The sequence below is a fragment of the Mycobacterium sp. IS-1742 genome (assembly GCF_001500125.1).
Lineage (GTDB): Bacteria > Actinomycetota > Actinomycetes > Mycobacteriales > Mycobacteriaceae > Mycobacterium.
In genome coordinates, this window is the sequence record NZ_LQIV01000002.1 from 111,342 (window position 1) to 128,841 (window position 17,500).

Annotated in this window: 18 protein-coding genes; 12 read left to right on the top strand and 6 right to left on the bottom strand. The window is 69.6% G+C overall.

Going from position 1 to position 17,500, the window contains the following annotated elements:
- Window positions 1–27: 27 nt before the first annotated feature.
- Genes AU196_RS02550 through AU196_RS02580 form a run of 7 tightly spaced genes read left to right on the top strand, consistent with a single transcriptional unit; the run spans window position 28 to window position 7,777 of the window.
- Window positions 28–1,215 (top strand): MCE family protein, encoded by a 1,188-nt coding sequence (locus AU196_RS02550; protein WP_059093508.1) that lies wholly within the window; start codon window positions 28–30, stop codon window positions 1,213–1,215.
- Window positions 1,212–2,240, top strand: a complete 1,029-nt coding sequence (locus AU196_RS02555) for an MCE family protein (protein WP_059093509.1) — start codon at window positions 1,212–1,214, stop codon at window positions 2,238–2,240. The genes AU196_RS02550 and AU196_RS02555 overlap by 4 nt, the downstream gene beginning before the upstream one ends.
- Window positions 2,240–3,325: an MCE family protein gene (locus AU196_RS02560; RefSeq protein WP_059093580.1), complete on the top strand. Its 1,086-nt coding sequence runs from the start codon at window positions 2,240–2,242 to the stop codon at window positions 3,323–3,325. The genes AU196_RS02555 and AU196_RS02560 overlap by 1 nt, the downstream gene beginning before the upstream one ends.
- Entirely contained in the window at window positions 3,322–4,590 is a 1,269-nt protein-coding gene (locus AU196_RS02565; protein WP_059093510.1) for an MCE family protein, read from the top strand. The genes AU196_RS02560 and AU196_RS02565 overlap by 4 nt, the downstream gene beginning before the upstream one ends.
- Entirely contained in the window at window positions 4,587–5,774 is a 1,188-nt protein-coding gene (locus AU196_RS02570) for an MCE family protein (RefSeq protein WP_059093511.1), read from the top strand. Before AU196_RS02565 ends, AU196_RS02570 begins: the two co-directional genes overlap by 4 nt.
- The gene (locus tag AU196_RS02575; RefSeq protein ID WP_059093512.1) at window positions 5,774–7,261 is read left to right on the top strand and encodes an MCE family protein; all 1,488 of its coding nucleotides are present in this window, start codon (window positions 5,774–5,776) and stop codon (window positions 7,259–7,261) included. Before AU196_RS02570 ends, AU196_RS02575 begins: the two co-directional genes overlap by 1 nt.
- A gap of 9 nt (window positions 7,262–7,270) precedes the next feature.
- The gene (locus tag AU196_RS02580; protein ID WP_059093513.1) at window positions 7,271–7,777 is read left to right on the top strand and encodes an Rv2253/PknI dimerization domain-containing protein; all 507 of its coding nucleotides are present in this window, start codon (window positions 7,271–7,273) and stop codon (window positions 7,775–7,777) included.
- A 10-nt stretch (window positions 7,778–7,787) separates the two neighbouring features.
- Here AU196_RS02580 and AU196_RS02585 read toward each other — a convergent pair whose 3' ends face one another.
- Window positions 7,788–9,269: an FGGY-family carbohydrate kinase gene (locus AU196_RS02585; protein WP_059093514.1), complete on the bottom strand. Its 1,482-nt coding sequence runs from the start codon at window positions 9,267–9,269 to the stop codon at window positions 7,788–7,790.
- Window positions 9,270–9,298: 29 nt separating this feature from the next.
- A complete protein-coding gene (locus AU196_RS02590) occupies window positions 9,299–10,111 on the bottom strand; it encodes an acyl-CoA thioesterase domain-containing protein (RefSeq protein WP_059093515.1) in 813 nt (270 codons plus the stop codon).
- Between the two features lie 89 nt (window positions 10,112–10,200).
- Between AU196_RS02590 and AU196_RS02595 the strand changes: the two genes are divergently transcribed.
- Window positions 10,201–10,830: a flavodoxin family protein gene (locus tag AU196_RS02595; protein WP_059093516.1), complete on the top strand. Its 630-nt coding sequence runs from the start codon at window positions 10,201–10,203 to the stop codon at window positions 10,828–10,830.
- Window positions 10,831–10,920: 90 nt separating this feature from the next.
- Here the strand turns inward: AU196_RS02595 and AU196_RS02600 are convergent, their stop codons facing one another.
- Both AU196_RS02600 and AU196_RS02605 read right to left on the bottom strand, forming a co-directional pair.
- Window positions 10,921–12,138, bottom strand: coding sequence for an acyl-CoA dehydrogenase family protein (locus AU196_RS02600; protein ID WP_059093517.1), 1,218 nt, complete (start codon window positions 12,136–12,138; stop codon window positions 10,921–10,923).
- Window positions 12,139–12,267: 129 nt separating this feature from the next.
- Complete coding sequence (locus tag AU196_RS02605) at window positions 12,268–13,665, bottom strand: xylulokinase (protein WP_059093518.1); 1,398 nt, start codon at window positions 13,663–13,665, stop codon at window positions 12,268–12,270.
- A gap of 103 nt (window positions 13,666–13,768) precedes the next feature.
- On the opposite strand from AU196_RS02605, the gene AU196_RS02610 reads away from it, so the two are divergent.
- From AU196_RS02610 to AU196_RS02625, 4 genes are all read left to right on the top strand, one after another.
- Entirely contained in the window at window positions 13,769–14,278 is a 510-nt protein-coding gene (locus AU196_RS02610) for a DUF6328 family protein (protein WP_059093519.1), read from the top strand.
- Between the two features lie 40 nt (window positions 14,279–14,318).
- Window positions 14,319–15,284 carry a DoxX family membrane protein gene (locus AU196_RS02615; RefSeq protein WP_059093520.1) on the top strand — a complete coding sequence of 322 codons (966 nt, stop codon included), beginning with the start codon at window positions 14,319–14,321 and terminating at the stop codon, window positions 15,282–15,284.
- 104 nt (window positions 15,285–15,388) lie between these two features.
- Window positions 15,389–15,985, top strand: coding sequence for an RDD family protein (locus AU196_RS02620; RefSeq protein WP_059093521.1), 597 nt, complete (start codon window positions 15,389–15,391; stop codon window positions 15,983–15,985).
- Between the two features lie 27 nt (window positions 15,986–16,012).
- Entirely contained in the window at window positions 16,013–16,900 is an 888-nt protein-coding gene (locus tag AU196_RS02625; protein ID WP_059093522.1) for an SCO6745 family protein, read from the top strand.
- Window positions 16,901–16,906: 6 nt separating this feature from the next.
- On the opposite strand, the gene AU196_RS02630 is transcribed toward AU196_RS02625, so the two are convergent.
- Both AU196_RS02630 and AU196_RS02635 read right to left on the bottom strand, forming a co-directional pair.
- The gene (locus AU196_RS02630; protein WP_059093523.1) at window positions 16,907–17,245 is read right to left on the bottom strand and encodes a DUF3140 domain-containing protein; all 339 of its coding nucleotides are present in this window, start codon (window positions 17,243–17,245) and stop codon (window positions 16,907–16,909) included.
- Window positions 17,246–17,255: 10 nt separating this feature from the next.
- A complete protein-coding gene (locus AU196_RS02635) occupies window positions 17,256–17,468 on the bottom strand; it encodes a hypervirulence associated TUDOR domain-containing protein (RefSeq protein ID WP_011559910.1) in 213 nt (70 codons plus the stop codon).
- Between the last annotated feature and the right edge of the window lie 32 nt (window positions 17,469–17,500).

Below are 17,500 nucleotides of genomic sequence, written 5' to 3' on the forward strand. Positions count from 1 at the left end.
GATCGGGTCCGGGGGAAGGGAGCACACATGAGGGCAGCCGTCCTGCGGCCGCTCGTGGGCCTCGCCACCGTCGCGGCCATCGGTGGGGTCGTCGCCCTGTCCGCGACCCTCTTCGGCGATGGTTTCTCCTCCTCGGTCCCGGTGACGGTCGTCTCCCCGCGTGCGGGTCTGGTGACGAACCCGGACGCGAAGGTGCAGTTCCACGGGGTCCAGGTCGGCAGGGTCAGCGCGATCGACGAACTCTCCGACGGCCGCGCGGCCATCCATCTGGCCATCGAGCCCTCGCGAGTCCCGATCATCCCCGAGAACACCACCGTCGACATCTCCTCGACAACGGTGTTCGGCGCCAAGGTGATCCGGCTCATCCCACCCGAGCACCCCTCTTCTGCGCCGATCCGGGCCGGGCAGGTGCTCGACACCGACCACGTGATGATCGAGGTGAACACCGTCTTCGAGCAGCTCGTCTCGGTGCTGACCACGATCCATCCCGAGAAGCTCAACGAAACCCTCGGCGCCATCGCGGCGGCCATGAACGGCCGCGGCGACCAGCTCGGGGCGACGCTCGAGAATCTCGATGCCGCACTCGCCCAGATCAATCCACACCTCGACGCGCTGAACCACGACCTCGCCACCGCACCTCCGGTCGTGCGCGCCTACGCCGACGCGGCACCCGACGTGCTGTCGGTGGCGGACAGCGCCACCGCCATCAGCCACACTGTCGTCGAGAAGCAGCAGGACCTCGACAACCTGTTGGTCAGCGCAATCGGCCTGGGCGACATCGGAAACCAGGTGTTGACGGAGAACCGGCGACCGCTGACCGAGGTCCTCGAACTGCTGGTCCCACTGACGGCGCTGACAGCCGACTATCACGAAGCGCTGACCTGCGGCATCGGTGGCATCGACGTATTGGCGAACAATCCGCCCCTGACGGTGCCCGGCGTGGAGGTGCTGGCCGGGTTCTTCTGGGGGCAGGAGCGTTATCGCTATCCCTCCGATCTGCCCAAGGTGGCCGCCACAGGCGGTCCGCAGTGCACCGACTTACCCAAGGTGCCCTACGGCAAGGCTCCGCCCTTCGTCGTCACCGACACCGGCGCGAACCCGTGGAAGTACGGCAACCTGGGCCCGGTGCTCAATTCCGACCTGCTGAAACAGATTCTGTTCGGTCCCATCGACGGCCCGCCGCGGAACAGCGCACAGATCGGCCAACCGGGATGAGGGGCGACGGAACGAGGTCGTTCGTCAAGTTCGGCGCCTTCGTCGCGGCGATGACACTGCTGACCGCGTGTCTGTTCGCGGTCTTCGGCGACTACCGCACCGGGTCGGCGAACACCTATTCGGCGGTCTTCGACGACGTCTCGAGCCTCCGGGCCGGTGAGTCGGTCCGCTTCGCCGGCGTCCGCGTCGGCACGGTGCGCGACCTCGAGATGGGCTCGGACGACACCATCGTCGTCACCTTCGATGCCGACCGGACCTTGGTGCTGACCGACGGCACCCGGGCCGTCGTGCGCTATCTCAACCTGGTCGGGGACCGCTTCCTCGAACTCGTCGACGGCGAGGGCTCGACCCGGATCATGCCTCCCGGAGCGCGGATCCCCCGCGAACGAACCGCGCCGGCGCTGGACCTCGACCTCCTGCTCGGGGGACTCAAACCCGTCATCCGGGGGCTGAACGCCCAGGATGTCAACGCGTTGGCGTCATCGCTCATCCAGATCATCCAGGGCCAGGGGGGCACCATCGAATCGCTGCTGTCGAGAACGTCGACCTTCTCCAATGCGCTGGCCGACAAGAACGAGGTGATCGACCGGCTCATCGAGAATCTCCGCACCACCTTGTCGACGCTGGCGCGGGAGGGTGATCAGTTCTCCACGGCGCTCGACCGGCTCGAAGGGCTGATCACCGAACTCGCCGCCGATCGCGAACCGATCGGTGCGGCCATCGAATCCCTCAACACCGGGACCGCTTCGGTGGCGGACCTGCTCACCCGTGCCCGCCCGCCTCTCGCCGAGACCGTCGACCAGCTGAAGACGTTGGCGCCCAACGTCGCGGGGAAACAGGACCGTATCGAGACGGCGCTGCAGAAGGCCCCCGAGAACTACCGCAAGCTCATCCGGATCGGCTCCTACGGCAGCTTCGTGAACTACTACATCTGCTCGCTGGCGGTCCGGGTGACAGACCTGCAGGGCCGAACCGCCGTCTTCCCGTCTTTCCGGCAGGACGGCGGAAGGTGCGCGGAGGACTGATGCGCAAATACCGCGACCCCAGAGTCATCCGGACCGGTTTCATCGGCCTGATCCTCGTGGTTCTCGTCATCGCCGTCGGACTGTCCCCCGAGCGGATCATCGACTGGGCGGCGTCCGCGCGGTACCAGGCGTTGTTCGTCGACGCGAGTGGTCTGGCGGTCGGCAACGACGTGACGATGTCGGGCATGACCGTCGGCACGGTGACCTCCGTCGCCCTGCAGGACCCCAACGCCCTGGTGACGTTCACCGTCGACGACGACATCGCGCTCGGCTCGCAGAGCACGGCCCACATCCGGACCGGCACGCTGCTGGGGCAGCGGGTGCTGACGCTGCGCTCCGCGGGTGACGCGACGCTGAAACCCATGACCGTCATTCCGGTCTCGCGCACCTTCTCCCCGTACACCCTCACCGAGGCGGTCGGCGAGCTGACGACGAACACCGCCGCCACGGACACCGCGAATCTGAATCAGTCGCTGGACGCACTGTCGGCCACCATCGACCAGATCGCACCACAGCTGGGCCCCACCTTCGACGGGCTGACGCGGATATCGGCCGCGCTCAACGACCGCAATTCCTCACTGGGCGAACTGTTCTCGAGCGGTAGGGAGGTCACCGAGATCCTGGCCCGGCGCAGCGAGCAGATCTCCACACTGATCCTCAACGCCAACGACCTGGTCGGGATGCTGTCGGAGCGGCGCCGGGTCATCGTCGAGTTGCTGGCTCACACCTCCGTGATGGCCCGTGAGGTCTCCGCCGTGATCGACGACAACGAACAGGAACTGGCGCCCACGTTGAAGGAGTTGAACTCGGTGCTCGCCATGTTGGAACGGCAGCGAGACAACATCGCTCTGGCGCTCCCCCGATTCGCGAAGTACCAGACCACGCTCGGTGAGACGGTGGCGAGCGGGCCGTTCTACTCGGCCTACATCCCCAACGTCGACCTCCCGGCGATCCTGCAGCCGTTCCTCGACTACGCCTTCGGCTTCCGGCGAGGCGTCGATGCCGGACAGCCGCCGGACAACGTCGGACCACGCGCGGAGATTCCGTTCCCCTACAACGGAATCCCGGAGGAGCCACCCCGATGACCCGGGCACTGCTCACCAGGACCACGGCAGCGGCGCTGATGGTGTCGATACTCGGCGCGGCCGTGTTCATCACATCCCGCCACGTCTTCCGTCCGACCACGATCACCGCTGTCTTCGCCGGCGCCACCTCGATCTACCCGGGAGACGAGGTGCGGATCGCCGGGGTTCCGGTGGGCACCATCTCCCGTATCGAACCGGACGGCCCCCAGGCGGTGTTCACCCTGCAGGTCGACCACGGCGTGCGGGTGCCCGCCGACGCGCGGGCCGTCATCGTCGCGCAGAACCTGGTCTCGGCGCGTTTCGTCCAGCTCACCCCCGCTTTCACCGCGGGCCCCACGATGGCGGACCACACCGTCATTCCCATCGAACGGACCGCCGTCCCCGTGGAGTGGGACGAGGTCAAGGAGCAGTTGACCCGGCTGGCCGCCGATCTGGGGCCCACCGCCGTGTCGTCGACCAGCTCGGTGGGCCGCTTGATCGACAGCGCCGCCGACGCGATGGACGGCAATGGCGACCGGCTCCGGGAGACGTTGTCGCAGCTGGCCGCGATCAGCCGGGTCATCGCCGACGGCAGCGGGGACATCAGCGGGATCATCGAGAACCTCCAGGTCTTCGTCGCCGTCCTGCGGCGGAGCAACGAGCAGATAGTGCAGTTCCAGGACCGGCTCGCCACGCTCACCAGCGTGCTCGACGGCAGCCGGTCGGACATCGACGCCGCGCTGGCCGGCCTCTCCCGGGCGGTGACCGACGTCCGGCGATTCGTCGCAGACAGCCGCGACGCCACCGCCGAGCAGGTGCTTCGGCTGCGCAACGTCACCCAGACGCTGGTCGACCACCAGGACGATCTCGAGCAGGTACTCCACGTCGCACCCTCGGCGCTCGCGAACTCCTACAACATGATGGATCCCCGAACCGGGGGCGCCAGCGGGGTGTTCGTACTGAACAACTTCTCCGACCCGACCATGTTCTTCTGCGGCATGCTCGGAGCACTGGCCAATGTCACCGCGCCCGAGACGAGTCGGCTGTGTTCGCAGTACCTCGGCCCGGGTCTGGACCGGCTGAACTTCAATTACCTTCCGTTCCCGTTCAATCCGGGGCTCACCAGTGTTCCGTCGGCCGAGAAGCTCATCTACACCGATCCCGCGCTGCGGCCGGGCGGGGAAGGCACCACCTCCGGCCCCATGGCCGTCGCCCCGGAGGATTCGGCCTACGCCCCGACCACGACGCCTGATCTCCTCCTACCCGCGGAAAGGCCACCGTCGTGAGCATCCTGCGCACGGGGCGTCGCGCCCTGTCCGTCCTGCTGCCCGTCCTGGTCGCCGGGTGCAGCTTCCAGGGCGTGAACTCCCTGCCCCTCCCCGGCACTGCCGGACGGGAGACCGACGCGTGGAAATACCGCGTCGAGCTGAGCAATGTCGGCACGCTGGAACCGAATTCACCGGTCATGGTCGACGACGTCGTCGTCGGGAGCGTCCGCAGCGTCGGTCTCGTGAACCGCCTCGCCGAGGTCGAGATCGCGGTGCGGCCCGACGTGCACATCCCCGCGAACGCCACCGCCGCGGTCGGTCAGACCAGCCTTCTCGGCTCCATGCACCTGCAGTTGGACGTCCCGGCCGATGAGGCGCCGGCAGGCACGCTGCGCGACGGCGCGACCATCCCGCTCGATCGCTCGTCGACCTACCCGTCGACCGAACAGACGCTCGCGGCCCTGTCCGCCGTGGTCAACGCGGGCGGGCTCGGGCAGATCGGCGACATAATCCACTCGTTGAACGCCGCCTTCACCGGACGCCAGACCCAGATCCGCGATCTCCTCGGCCGCCTCGACACCTTCGTCGGGGCCCTCGACACCCAGCGCGACAACGTCATCGCCACCGTGACCGAGCTCGACAGGTTCGCGTCCACGCTGGCCGACCAACAGGACGTCATCACCGAGGCGCTCCGCGACATCCCCCCGGCGCTCGACACGTTACGGCGGGAACGGCCCCGGCTGGTGGCCGCGCTGGACAGGCTCCGGGTGTTCAGCGACACGGCCACCGGTGTCGTCTCCGCGGTCGGCGACAACCTCGTCACCGACCTGCAGAACCTGGCCCCGACCATCCGCGCCCTGGCCGACGTCGGACCCGACATCAGTACCGCCCTCGCGTGGGCCACCGTCTTCCCGCTCGGGCAGGACATCATCGACCGCGGAATCCGCGGCGACTACATGAACCTGTTCGTCACCGTCGACCTGACGCTGGGACGCTTCAAACGAGGCCTGTTGGCGGGCACCAGCTTCGGCGACGAGAACGCACCCCTGGTGCCCGCTCCCGGGGACCCGGGATACGACTCGTTCTACTCGAAGAACCCGCTCGGGGAGGCCGTCGCCCCGCCTCCCGGGGTGAAGGGACCCGACCGGATGCCGCCTCCCCCGACTCCGGCTCCCCCGACGACCGGGCCGGGTGGTGGCTGATGCTGACCCGATTCGTCCGCATCCAGCTCACGATCTTCGTCGTCGCCTCGATCGTCGGCGTATCGGTGTTGATCGTCGAATACCTGCAGCTCCCCACCCTGCTCGGAGTGGGCCGGATCACCGTGACGATGGAACTGCCGAACGCCGGGGGTCTCTACCGATTCTCCAACGTGACCTATCGCGGAGTGCAGATCGGAAAGGTGACCGAAGTCGACGTCGGCCCGCGCGGCGCCGTCGCCACCCTGTCCCTCGACGGCTCGCCGCAGGTGCCGAGCGACCTCACCGCCGAAGTTCGCAGTGTGTCCGCGGTCGGCGAGCAGTACGTCGATCTGCGACCGCGCGGCCGAGGCGGCCCGTACCTGCATGACGGTTCGGTGATCCCGAGGGACCGCATCGTCATCCCGCAGGAGGTCGGCCCGATGATGGACCGGCTCAGCGCGCTGATCGGCAGCGTCCCGACCGACAAGCTCGACGGGCTGCTCGACGAGTCGTTCAAGGCGTTCAACGGCTCCGCGTACGACCTGCAGTCCCTCTCGGACTCCGCGTCGCGGATCGCCCGCGACACCGACGCGGTCGCCGACCGCACCACACGCCTCATCGACGACGCCCAACCGGTGCTCGACGGACAGAACGTCAGCGCGCAGGCACTGCGCACGTGGGCCGACCGACTCGCCGGCATCACGGGGCAACTGGTGGCCGACGACCCCGACATCCGCACCATCTTCGAGACTGGACCCGTTGCTGCACAGGAGGTTTCGCGCCTACTCGACCAGGTGAAACCGACGTTGCCGGTACTGCTGGCCAACCTCGCGTCGATCGGACAGATCGCCGTGACCTATCGCCCCGGACTGGAGCAGCTCCTGGTGTTGCTGCCACCGGCGACGGCCTTCTACCAGTCGGCGGGACCCGGACAGAACGCGACCGGTATCCCTCTCGGCGACTTCCGGGTGTCGATGAGCGATCCGCCGGCCTGCACCGTGGGCTTCCTGCCGCCGTCGTCGTGGCGCTCCCCCGCCGACACCACCACCATCGACACCCCGGACGGTCTGTACTGCAAGCTGCCCCAGGATTCGCCGATTGCCGTGCGCGGGGCCCGCAACTTCCCCTGCATGCGCCACCCCGGCAAGTACGCCCCCACCATCGAGGAGTGCAACAGCGACCGGCCGTTCCAGCCACTGGCCGTCCGCCAGCACGCCACGGGACCGTATCCGCTGGACCCGAATCTCATCGCTCAGGGTGTCCCCCCCGACGACCGGGTGTCCGCGGACGAGAACATCCACGGGCCGATCGAGGGAACACCGGGCGCCGCGCCGAGTGGTCACACCGGCGACGGTCCCGCACCGGGACCCGCGGTCGCCGTCGCCACCTACGATCCCGAAACCGGTCGCGTCGCCGCGCCCGACGGTGACATCTTCGAGCAGAGCGATCTGTCGTCACCCGGGACGGACAGGACCTGGAAGGATCTCGTGATGTCGGGAAGCGGATAGGCACAGGACATGTCGACGACGCACATCACCACCGCAGCCGCGGTCGGCGCCCTGCTCATCGGGGGCGTCGCAGCTGGGGCGACGACGTCCGCCTCGGTCGGCGACGTGGCCCTCAACGGTGTGTTCACGGCGGTCTCCGACGGCGAATGGGCCAAGACCCGGGAGAGCTTTCGCGACGAGGCCACGGTTGTCAGCACCTGGACGATCTCGTCGACGTGCACCACCTATCAGGACTGCACCGGGTCGGTGACCAGCGATCAGGGGTGGACCGCCGACCTGGTCTACCGCAACCTGATGTGGCGGGTCACCCGGGTCATCGAGGGCTGGGAGCGCTGCCCGGACGGCACCGCCTTCCCCGGCGAGCAGTCGTTCACGTTCTGGCCGGCCCGCGCGGACGCGCCGGACCGGCATGACCGGCTCAGCGGGTGGGACCAGACCATCGGACCGAGCGGCGCCTGCGGCGTCAACCGGTGGCAGAACATCCGAATGCCGTTCCGCCTCAGTCGGATCACCTGATCGTCGACGCTCAGCCGGGATCGAGGGCCGACAGCCGGTGCACCTGCGGGCGGGTGGCCGGATACAACTCACACCAGGTGTCGTAGAGGTCGTCGTAGAGCGCGCGGCGCCGAGGGTCGGGCTCGATCTCCCGGTCCACCCGTGTCCAGTCCGTGCCCGGGTCGACGAGACCGGTCCCGATCGCGGCGAGCAGCGCGTCGCCGTAGCTCGCGCCGATCGCCTGTTCGGGGACGAGCTGCGGCCTGCCGGTGATGTCGCTGACCGCCTGCGCCCACACCGGACTGCGCAGCCCGCCGCCGACGGCCACCGTCCTGGTCGCGGAGTGGGCGTCGTCGAAGCGTTCGAGGATCTGCCGGATGCCGAAGGAGATGCCCTCGTATGCCGCGCGGAACAGGTGCCCGCGACCGTGGCGCAACGTCAGGCCCGCGACCACGCCCCGCGCCCGCGGGTCGAACACCGGGGTGCGCTCGCCTGCCAGGTACGGCAACATCAGCAACCCCTCGCTGCCGGGAGGCACCGCCGACGCCTCGGCCGTCAGTTCGTCGAACGACGCGCCGCCGGTGGTGGCCTGCAACCAGCCGATCAAGCTGCCCGCCGTGGACGTCCCCGCCGCCAGCGCAAGGCTGCCGTGCTCGACGCCCGTGGTCGTCCACAGCGTCGGATCGCTGAAGTACTCGTCGATGATCTGGACGAGGAACATCGTCGAGCCGTACATCAGCATCTGATCGCCGGGCCTGCGCACGCCGACGGAGAACGCCTCGGAGTACGCGTCGATGGTGCCGGCCGACACCGGGGTGCCGGCCGGAACGCCGGTGGCCGCCGCCGCCTCGGCGGTGACCGTGCCCACCACCTCGCTGGGCCACACCAGACGGGGCAGCGGCAGATGCGCGCAGATGCGCCGCGCCCAGTCGTGGTTCCAGTCGAACACCCGGGTGCCGTAGAGCGGGTCGCACTGGCTGGCGGTGTGATGGTCGATGACGTATTCGCCGGTCAACTTGGCGGCGATGTAGGAGTTCGACCCGTACCAGCCCGTCGCGCGGTCGAACACCTGGGGCTCGTGGCGGCGCACCCACTCCAGTTTCGGTCCGACGGCCTGGCTGGACAGTAGGGTGCCGGCCCGTTCGAGGATGTTCTGCTCACCCAATTCCGCTGTGAGCGAGTCGATCTCAGCGGTGGCTCGAGTGTCGATGCCGTACAGGATGGCCGGCCGCAGCGGGTGCAGTCGATCGTCGCAGAGCACCAGACACGGCCCCACCCCGCTGACACACATCCCGGCGACCGCACCGCCTGCGGGAAGCCGCGCCATCAGCGCGGTGCTGATGCGGCAGACCTCGTGCCACCACAGCCCCTCGGCATCGGCCTCCGCCCAACCCGGGCGGGGCAGGCTCATCGCATGCGCGATGGTCTCCGAGGCGATCACCCACCCGCTCGAATCGACGAGGACGCCCTTGGTGCTCCCCGTTCCGATGTCGATTCCGAGCAGCAGATCCACGTGCTGAACCCTACGTGGTGCGGACCCCGTCAGTGCGTCCTGGACGGAAAGGGATCGTTGCCGAAATCGATCTGCGCGGCCGGGTTGCTGACCGCGGTCACCATCCCCGAGCCGAAGGCCCCGTCCCGGTCGTAGAGCGTCGCGGTGCCCACGGAGATGCCGTCGGCGACCCAGTGCGAATCCGCCTGCACACCGACCCACTCGTCGACGGGCAGCCGGGCGATCGCGACGGTGAGATCGCCGTTGATGTACCCGACCCCGGCCGTGCCCAGGTTGGTGACGAGGCTGGTGCCCTCGGCGGCCACCACCGCCCGCACGAACGGCGAGTTCTCGGTGCCGGCGACCACCTGGATCGAGCGGCTCCAGGTCCGTTTGCGGGCGGTGTTCTGGTGGTCGACGATCGCGTGAGTCCAGCCCAGCCCGTCGCTGCCGAGGTGGATCGCCCGCGACGGATCGACCTCGGACGGCACGTCGAACGCGCCGGGGGCGACCCATTCGTCACCACGCGGCGCCTGCGCCCGCCGGTACTGCACGAGCGTCGCGCGTGCGACGGTGACGCCGTCCTGGACCAGTTCGCACTCGGCGTTGCGCACGCGCCTGCCGTCGCGCACCAGGTTCGTTTTCGCCGTCGTCGCGACGCCCCGGGCCGCCTTGAACAGGTCGACGGTCAGGCGGGTCGGGAGGAACTCTTCGCGCCCGAACTCGGCCTCGAGGACCGACGCCGCCAGCCCCACGACGGCCGGCCCGTTCAGGTGATCCTCCCCCCAGTGGCTCTGAGCGAACCGGGTGGGCAGGAACGCACCGTCGTCGGCCGGATCGAAGTGGACGGGATGTTCGCTCACCCCGGCATCGTCGCACAACTGGTGATGACCGACCTGAGACGCCCGGCGCCGGGTGATTCCGGGCCCGTACCGCGGGGTAGACGGCCGGTATGACCACTTCCCCACAGGACCGGCCCCTGCGCGCCGTCGGGCTCGTCTGCACCCTCAAACCCAGCCCGGCCCCGTCGAGCAGCGTCGTGATCGCCGAGCAGCTCTTCGAACCGATGCGCGAGGCCGGGGTCGAATGCGAGATCGTGCGCTGCGTCGACCACACACTGCATCCCGGGGTCGAGGCGGACATGGGCCCGGGCGACGAATGGCCCGCCATCCTCGACAAGATCGTCGCCGCCGACATCGTCGTCGTGTCCACCCCGACCTGGGTGGGGCACATGTCCAGCGTCGCCCAGCGCGTGCTCGAACGACTCGACGCCGAACTGTCCGAGACCGACGACGCCGGCCGGCCCCGGCAGGTGGGGAAGGTGGCGCTCGCCGCGGTCGTCGGCAACGAGGACGGGGCCCACAAGATCGTCGCCGACCTGTTCCAGGCGCTCAACGACATCGGGTTCACCCTCCCGGCGCAGGGCTGCACCTACTGGAACGACGAGGCGATGGGCGGGCGCGACTTCAAGGACCTCGACGAGACCCCGGAGGCCGTCGCCGACACGACCCGCTCCGCGGCGCGCAATGCGGTGCACCTGGCGCGCGTGCTGCGCGCCGATCCCTACCCGCCCTACTCCTGAGGGCGGCGCACGCTCGTTCACCGCGAGCGTGCGTAAATCCCGTGCGGCGCAACGGTGTGTCGCGTGCAGACGTCGCGGGACAGGGCGGCGCTAGCGGATCGTCAGACCGGTCAGCGCGCGTCCGATGACGAGGCGCTGGATCTCGCTGGTGCCCTCGAAGATCGTGAAGATCTTCGCGTCGCGGTGCATCCGCTCGACCGGATAGTCGCGGGTGTAGCCGTTGCCACCGAGGATCTGGATCGCCTCGTCGGTGACGTAGACGGCGGTCTCGCTGGCGTACAACTTGGCCATCGACCCCTCCGCCGAGGTGAACGCCTTGTTGTTGCGGTGCATCCACCCGGCCCGCCACACCAGCATCCGGGTGGCGTCGATACGCGCTTTCATATCGGCGAGTTTGAAGGCGATGGCCTGGAACTCCCCGATCTTGCGGCCGAACTGCTCACGCTGACAGGCGTAGTCGAGGGCGTACTCGTAGGCCGCCCTGGCGACCCCCAGTGCCATCGCGCCCACGAACGGGCGGGTGCGCTCGAACGTCGCCATCGCCGCCTGGCTCGCGGTCCGCTGCCCCTCCTTCGCGCGCGCGATCCGCTGCTCGAACTTCTCCCGCCCACCCAGGAGCAACTCACCGGGGATACGGACGTTGTCCAGCACCACTTCCGCTGTGTGCGAGGCCCGGATGCCGTGCTTCTTGAACTTCTGCCCCTGCGACAGCCCGCGCGTACCGGGCGGAACGATGAAGCTGGCCTGCCCGCGGGTGCCGAGGTCCGGGTACACCGAGGCGACCACCACATGGACGTTCGCGATGCCGCCGTTGGTCGCCCACGTCTTGGTCCCGTTGAGCACCCACTCGTCGGCGGCCTCGTCGTAGACGGCCCGGGTGCGCACCGCCCCGACATCGGAGCCCGCTCCGGGTTCGGACGAACAGAACGCGGCGACCTTGGTGTCGCCCGGTGTCCCGAACATCGCGGGCAACCAGTCACCGATCTGCTGCGGTGTGCCGTTCGACGCCAGCGCTGCCGCCGCCAGGCCGGTCGCCAGGATCGACAACGCGATGCCGGCGTCGCCCCAGAAGAGCTCCTCGAACACGGTGATCAGGCCGATACCGCTGCTCTCCCCCGCCATCTGGGCGAACAGTTCCGGCGTGTACAGCCCGACCTTCGCGGCCTCTTCGATGATCGGCCAGGGGGTCTCTTCGCGCTCGTCCCACTCGGCGGCCGCGGGCCGGACCACGTCGCGGGAGAACTCGTGCACCCAGTCACGCACCGAGACGACGTCCTCGGGAAGGTCGAGCGAGAAAGTGGGCTCCATCGCGGGTCTCCTATCGTGACGCGGTCGTCGCCGCCCATCGTGTCATGCGTGCGCGCCGGCGCGCGCGCCCGCGTCCGGCGATACCCGGAGCCCTTGCGGCACACCGTTGATCACCGGGGATCACCGGGGTCACTGACCAAATGTCAGCATCCGCGCCGCGGTGTACCGCTCGGTGACGTGGGGGGTCGGTTCCGCCTCGTAGGACGCCGTCCCTCCGAAGGCCCAGTCGGGCGGGGCGTCCTGACCGCTGAGCACCCAGGCGGCCTGACGCGCGGCGCCCAGAGCGACGTACTCGGCCGGTGTCGGGACGTGGACGGGGCGGCCCAGGATGGCCGGTGCGATCCGTCGTACGGCCTCGGAACGCGCCCCGCCGCCGATCAGGATGATCCGCTGGACGTCGACGCCCTGCTCTCGGATCCTGTCGATGCAGAAGGCCATCGAGGCCAGCAGGCCCTCCACCGCGGCGCGTGCGACGTTGGGCTGGGTGAAGTTGCGGGTGGTGAGGCCGTGCAGCGCACCCGAGGCGCCGGGGAGGTTCGGTGACCTCTCGCCGTCGAAGTACGGGACCAGGCTGAGGCCTTCCGCACTGGCGGGCGCCGACAGCGCCAGGCGGTCGAACTCGTCGAACTCCACCTGGAGCATGCCCGCCGTCGCGGCCAGCACCGGCGCCCCGTTGAGCGTGCACACCAGGGGAAGCTGACGGCCGGTCGCATCGGCGAAGCCCGCGACGAGACCGTCGGGATCGCGCGGCGCGGTCGTCGCGACCGCGCTGACCACACCCGACGTTCCCAGCGACACCACGCAGTCACCCGCGGCGGCACCGAGTCCCAGTGCCGCGGCCGCGTTGTCCCCGGCGCCCGGACCGAGCAGGGCGCCCGACGCCGTCCGGCCGGCGACGTCCCGCGGCCCGAGCACCGGGGGCAGTGCGGGCTTTCGGCCCCGCATCGCCAACTCGAGCAGGTCGGGGTCGTAGTCGCCGGTCTGCGCGGAGAAGTATCCGGTGCCGCTGGCGTCGCTGCGGTCGGTGCGCACCTCGCCGATGTCGTCGGAGCCGGACAACCGCCACGTCAGCCAGTCGTGCGGCAGGCACACCGCCGCGGTGGCGTCGGCGTTCCCCGGTTCCGCGTCGGCCAGCCACCGGAGCTTCGCCGCGGTGATCGCGGCGACCGGTACGACGCCGATGCGGTCGGCCCACGCCCCGGGACCGCCGAGCTCCGCGACCAGGTCGGCCGCGGCCCCGGCGGAACGGGTGTCGTTCCACAGCAACGCATCCCGCACCACGTCACCCGACGAGTCCAGGCAGACCATCCCGTGCTGCTGGGCGCCGACCGCCACGGCACCGACGTCCTCGAGGCCACCGGCGGCGTTCGCGGCGGCCTGCAGGGCCGACCACCACATCCGGGGATCGACCTCGGTCCCACCGGGATGCGGAGACGTCGCCGAGCGGACGATCTCACCGGTGTCTGCGTCGCACACCAGGATCTTGCACGACTGGGTCGACGAATCGATGCCGGCGACCAGTGCCATGGCGACCTCCTCAGAACGGCGACTCGACCGTCCACCCTAGTCAGGCGGAAACCCACCCGGCCGAACGACGATCGAGGCGGCGGCCGGCTGGGAGAATCGTTCGATGGCCGGCGAGAGCACGGAGCCGCGGGACCGTCATCGGTGGGATCCGGACCGCGACGAGACGGAGACCGAGCGGTTGGACCGCAACTGGTCGAGCCTGCTGCAGGAGTTGCGTGTGGCGCAGACCGGCGTGCAGGTGCTGACCGGTTTCCTGCTGGTACTGCCGTTCCAGGAACGGTTCGCCGACCTCGACCAGGGAGCCCGGCTGGTGTACCTGACGACCGTGGCGTGCTCGATCGGGTCGACCGTCCTGCTCGTCGCGCCGGCGAGCATGCACCGGGTGCTGTTCCGCCGCCACCGGCTCGACGCCCTGGTGGCGTCCTCGCACCGGTTCGCGCTCGCGGGGCTGGTGTTGCTCGGCATGGCGTTGACCGGAGTCGCCGCGATCATCTTCGACGCGGTGCTCGGCGCCACGGCGGCGTGGGCGGCAGGCACCGCAACGTTGCTGGCACTGGCCTGCTCGTGGTTCTGGGTTCCGGTGCGGCACCGCAGGCACAAGAGGCCGCAGTGAGGGCGTTTGTGACCAGTTCGGCCGGGGAACACAGCGCAACATGCTTATCCGACGTATCGCGCGACCCATGTTGTCTGCTGTGTTCATCGGGCGTGGAGTGGAGGCTCTGCGGAGCCCCAAACCGGCTGTCGATGCGGCCAAACCGACGCTCGAGGGGCTGGCCAAACTGCCCGACCCGGTCGGCACCAACGTGCCCACCAACGCCGAGACCGTCGCCCGCGTCACCGCGGGCGTGCAGATCGGCGGCGGACTGCTGCTGGCCTCCGGCAAGCTGCCGCGCCTCGCGTCCGCGGCGCTGGCCTTCAGTGTGGTGCCGGGCAGCCTCGGCGGCCACATGTTCTGGAATGAGACCGATCCGGAGCGCAAGGCCCAGGAGCGGCGCGCTTTCCTCACCGACGTCAGCCTCATCGGTGGCCTGATCATCGCGGCCGTCGACACCGAGGGGAAGCCGTCCCTGGGGTGGCGCGGTCGCCGCGCGGCCCAGAAGGTCACCGCGGCGCTGCCGGTCGGTGCGGCTGCGGGCGGTTCGCTCGCGGACAGTGAATTCGCCGAGAAGCTCGGCCACGGCCTGCACGTCGGCGCCGAGCGCGGACGCGAGCTGGCCGGGGTCGCCCGGGAGCGCGGTGCGGAGCTGGCCGAGGTGGCGAGCAAGCGCGGCGCGGTGCTGGCCGACGTCGCCCGGGAGCGCGGCGCGGAGTTCGCCGAGATCGCCAGCAAGCGCGGCGCGGAATTCGCCGAGGTCGCGAGCAAGCGCAGCGCGGAGCTGGCCGAGGTGGCGAGCAAGCGCGGCGCGGTGCTGGCCGATGTCGCCCGCGAACGCGGCACCGAGTGGGCCGAGGTCGCGCGCGACCGCGCCCCCGAACTCGCCGATGTCGCCAAGGGGCGCAGCGCGGAACTGGCCCTGCTGGCCCGCGAGCGCGCCAACGAGCTGGCCGAGACCACCCGCAAGCAGGCCAAGCAGTCCCGCAAGCAGGTCCGCAAGGAGGCCAAGCGCCGGCTTCGCTGACTCCGTCGTTTGATCTTGTCGAACCGGGCGCGTCGAAGCGCCCGGTTCGTCGTCTTCCGGCGGTAGATTCGTTCCCACCCACTACGCGGTCAGGAGCGGATGCAATGACAACCGGTGACTACCCCCCTCAGCCGGGCCAGCCCCAGTACGGTCAGCAACCCCAGTACGGTCAGCCCCAGTACGGACAGCAGCCGCAGTTCGGTCAGCCCGATTACGGTCAACCGGCGTACGGGCAGCCGCAGTACGGACAGCCCGGCGGATATCCCCCGCCGTTCGGCGGGCAGGTTCCCGGCAGCCTGGGGATGCGCTTCCTGGCCCGGTTGATCGACGGCATCATCGTCGGCATAGTCGGCGGTCTGCTGATCGTGTTGACCGATTCGATGTCCAACGTCCTGGTCACCGGGCTGTTCACCGGGGTGCTGTCGTTCCTGTACTACGTCGCATTCGAGGCGACGCAGGGCTGGACGCCGGGTAAGAAGCTGCTGGGGATGAGCGTGCGCGGCCCCGGCGGCGCACCCAAGCCGTCGGCGGCCCAGTCGGCCATCCGCAACCTGTTCACGCTGCTGCCGATCATCCCGTTCGTCGGTGGGTTGTTGGGCGTGATCGCGATCGTCGTGATCGCGGTGACGATCAACGGCAGTCCGACCAAACAGGGCAAGCACGACGAGATGGCGGGCGGCACCCAGGTGGTCAAGGGCTGAAACAGGTTGAGCGCCAAGCGCACAAGTGTGAGTAGACGCCCCGAACTGGCGCGCCGCCTGTTCGACCGCATCGAGCCCGTGCACGCCGTCACCTACTTCGCTCCGGAGGCGCGTTCGGCCCTCGACGGCCTCGGGTACCGCGGTTTCTGGATGGGGTACTTCGCCGCCCGCTCCGCACCGCTGGGCCGGGTCCCCACCGAGGTGGTGACCGCGATCTTCTACAACTTCGCCCCCGAGAGGGTCGCCAAGGCGTTGCCCGCGGCGTGGGAGATCGCTGCGCCGGATGCGGCGCTGCGGGCCAGGGAGCAGTCGGCGGTGGCGGCGCTGAACCGCTGCGGCCTCCATGACGGGGAGGCGATGCGCACCGCCGCGGCGCTGGCCGCGAAGGCCGCGCGCGATCTGCCCGTGGACGGTCGGCCGCTGTACGCGGCGAACGCGTCGCTGGACTGGCCCGACGATCCGGTCGCCGTCCTGTGGCATGCCGCCACTCTGCTGCGTGAGCACCGCGGCGACGGGCACGTCGCGGTGCTGGCCGCGGAGGGTGTGAGCGGCCGTGAGTGCAACGTGCTGCATGCGGCGGCAGGCCGGGTGCCGCGCGAGATGATCATGCGCAGCCGCGACTACGACGATGCGCAGTGGCAGCACTACACCGACCGCCTGGCGGGGCGGGGCCTGCTCGACGGCGGGGGTCAGCTCACCGCGGCCGGCCACGCGCTCAAACAGCGGATCGAGGACGCCACCGACACGCTGGCGGTGAGCGCCCTCGACGGTCTCGACGACCACGAGGTCGAGACGCTGTTCCAGACGCTGACGCCGCTCACCCGTACGGTGGTCGCCGCCGATATCGTCCCCGACGCCACTCCGATGGGCCTGTCCCGCGCCGATCTCGAGGACGCCGGCGCCCACCTGGGCTGAAGCAGGTCACTTCTTCAGCGGGTCGTGGCCCCAGTTCATCAGCGAGTACCGCCACGGGGTGTTCTCGACGTCGCCCGACGGTCGTTGCGCGAGATGCCGGTTGACGTATCCGACGACCTTGCGCATGTGGGCGTGGTCGTCGTCGCTCAGGTCGGCCTTCTTGGTGTGCAGGATCGACACGATGTGGCGCCCGCTGGCGTGCCCGGTGGCCTCGCCGCCGCCCGATTTCTGCCCCACCGACTTCGACTCGTCGGTGTCCAGCCAGGTCTCGAGTTCACCGGCGGTCATGTTGACCGCGTCCTTGAACTGCGACCACGTCTCCTCGGCGTCGTTGCCGGAAGTCATCGGGTGTCCGTCACTTCTTGTCGAGCGCGCCGGGCTTGTGCACGGCGTCGTTGCCGCTCTTGTCGCTGACCACCCGGTACTGCGGTTCGTCCTTGGACGCCTTCACCTTGCGGCCGGCCGCCTCGGTCTCCGAGGTGATCTTCTCGACGACTTCGCCCTCGGCGGTGCTGCCGTGGCTCTGCCAGGTGACCTTGTCGCCCTTCTTGAATTCCTGATCGCTCATGACGGGCGGGTACCCACCGGTTCCGCGGTCAC

Bases quoted from the DNA above. Each gene is read 5' to 3' on its own strand.
- AU196_RS02605 (WP_059093518.1), bottom strand. From the start codon at position 13,665: ATGGCACTGGTCGCCGGCATCGATTCGTCGACCCAGTCGTGCAAGATC.
- AU196_RS02630 (WP_059093523.1), bottom strand. From the start codon at position 17,245: ATGACTTCCGGCAACGACGCCGAGGAGACGTGGTCGCAGTTCAAGGAC.
- AU196_RS02575 (WP_059093512.1), top strand. From the start codon at position 5,774: ATGCTGACCCGATTCGTCCGCATCCAGCTCACGATCTTCGTCGTCGCC.
- AU196_RS02580 (WP_059093513.1), top strand. From the start codon at position 7,271: ATGTCGACGACGCACATCACCACCGCAGCCGCGGTCGGCGCCCTGCTC.
- AU196_RS02550 (WP_059093508.1), top strand. From the start codon at position 28: ATGAGGGCAGCCGTCCTGCGGCCGCTCGTGGGCCTCGCCACCGTCGCG.
- AU196_RS02600 (WP_059093517.1), bottom strand. From the start codon at position 12,138: ATGGAGCCCACTTTCTCGCTCGACCTTCCCGAGGACGTCGTCTCGGTG.
- AU196_RS02560 (WP_059093580.1), top strand. From the start codon at position 2,240: ATGCGCAAATACCGCGACCCCAGAGTCATCCGGACCGGTTTCATCGGC.
- AU196_RS02565 (WP_059093510.1), top strand. From the start codon at position 3,322: ATGACCCGGGCACTGCTCACCAGGACCACGGCAGCGGCGCTGATGGTG.
- AU196_RS02615 (WP_059093520.1), top strand. From the start codon at position 14,319: ATGCTTATCCGACGTATCGCGCGACCCATGTTGTCTGCTGTGTTCATC.
- AU196_RS02595 (WP_059093516.1), top strand. From the start codon at position 10,201: ATGACCACTTCCCCACAGGACCGGCCCCTGCGCGCCGTCGGGCTCGTC.
- AU196_RS02620 (WP_059093521.1), top strand. From the start codon at position 15,389: ATGACAACCGGTGACTACCCCCCTCAGCCGGGCCAGCCCCAGTACGGT.
- AU196_RS02555 (WP_059093509.1), top strand. From the start codon at position 1,212: ATGAGGGGCGACGGAACGAGGTCGTTCGTCAAGTTCGGCGCCTTCGTC.
- AU196_RS02610 (WP_059093519.1), top strand. From the start codon at position 13,769: ATGGCCGGCGAGAGCACGGAGCCGCGGGACCGTCATCGGTGGGATCCG.
- AU196_RS02635 (WP_011559910.1), bottom strand. From the start codon at position 17,468: ATGAGCGATCAGGAATTCAAGAAGGGCGACAAGGTCACCTGGCAGAGC.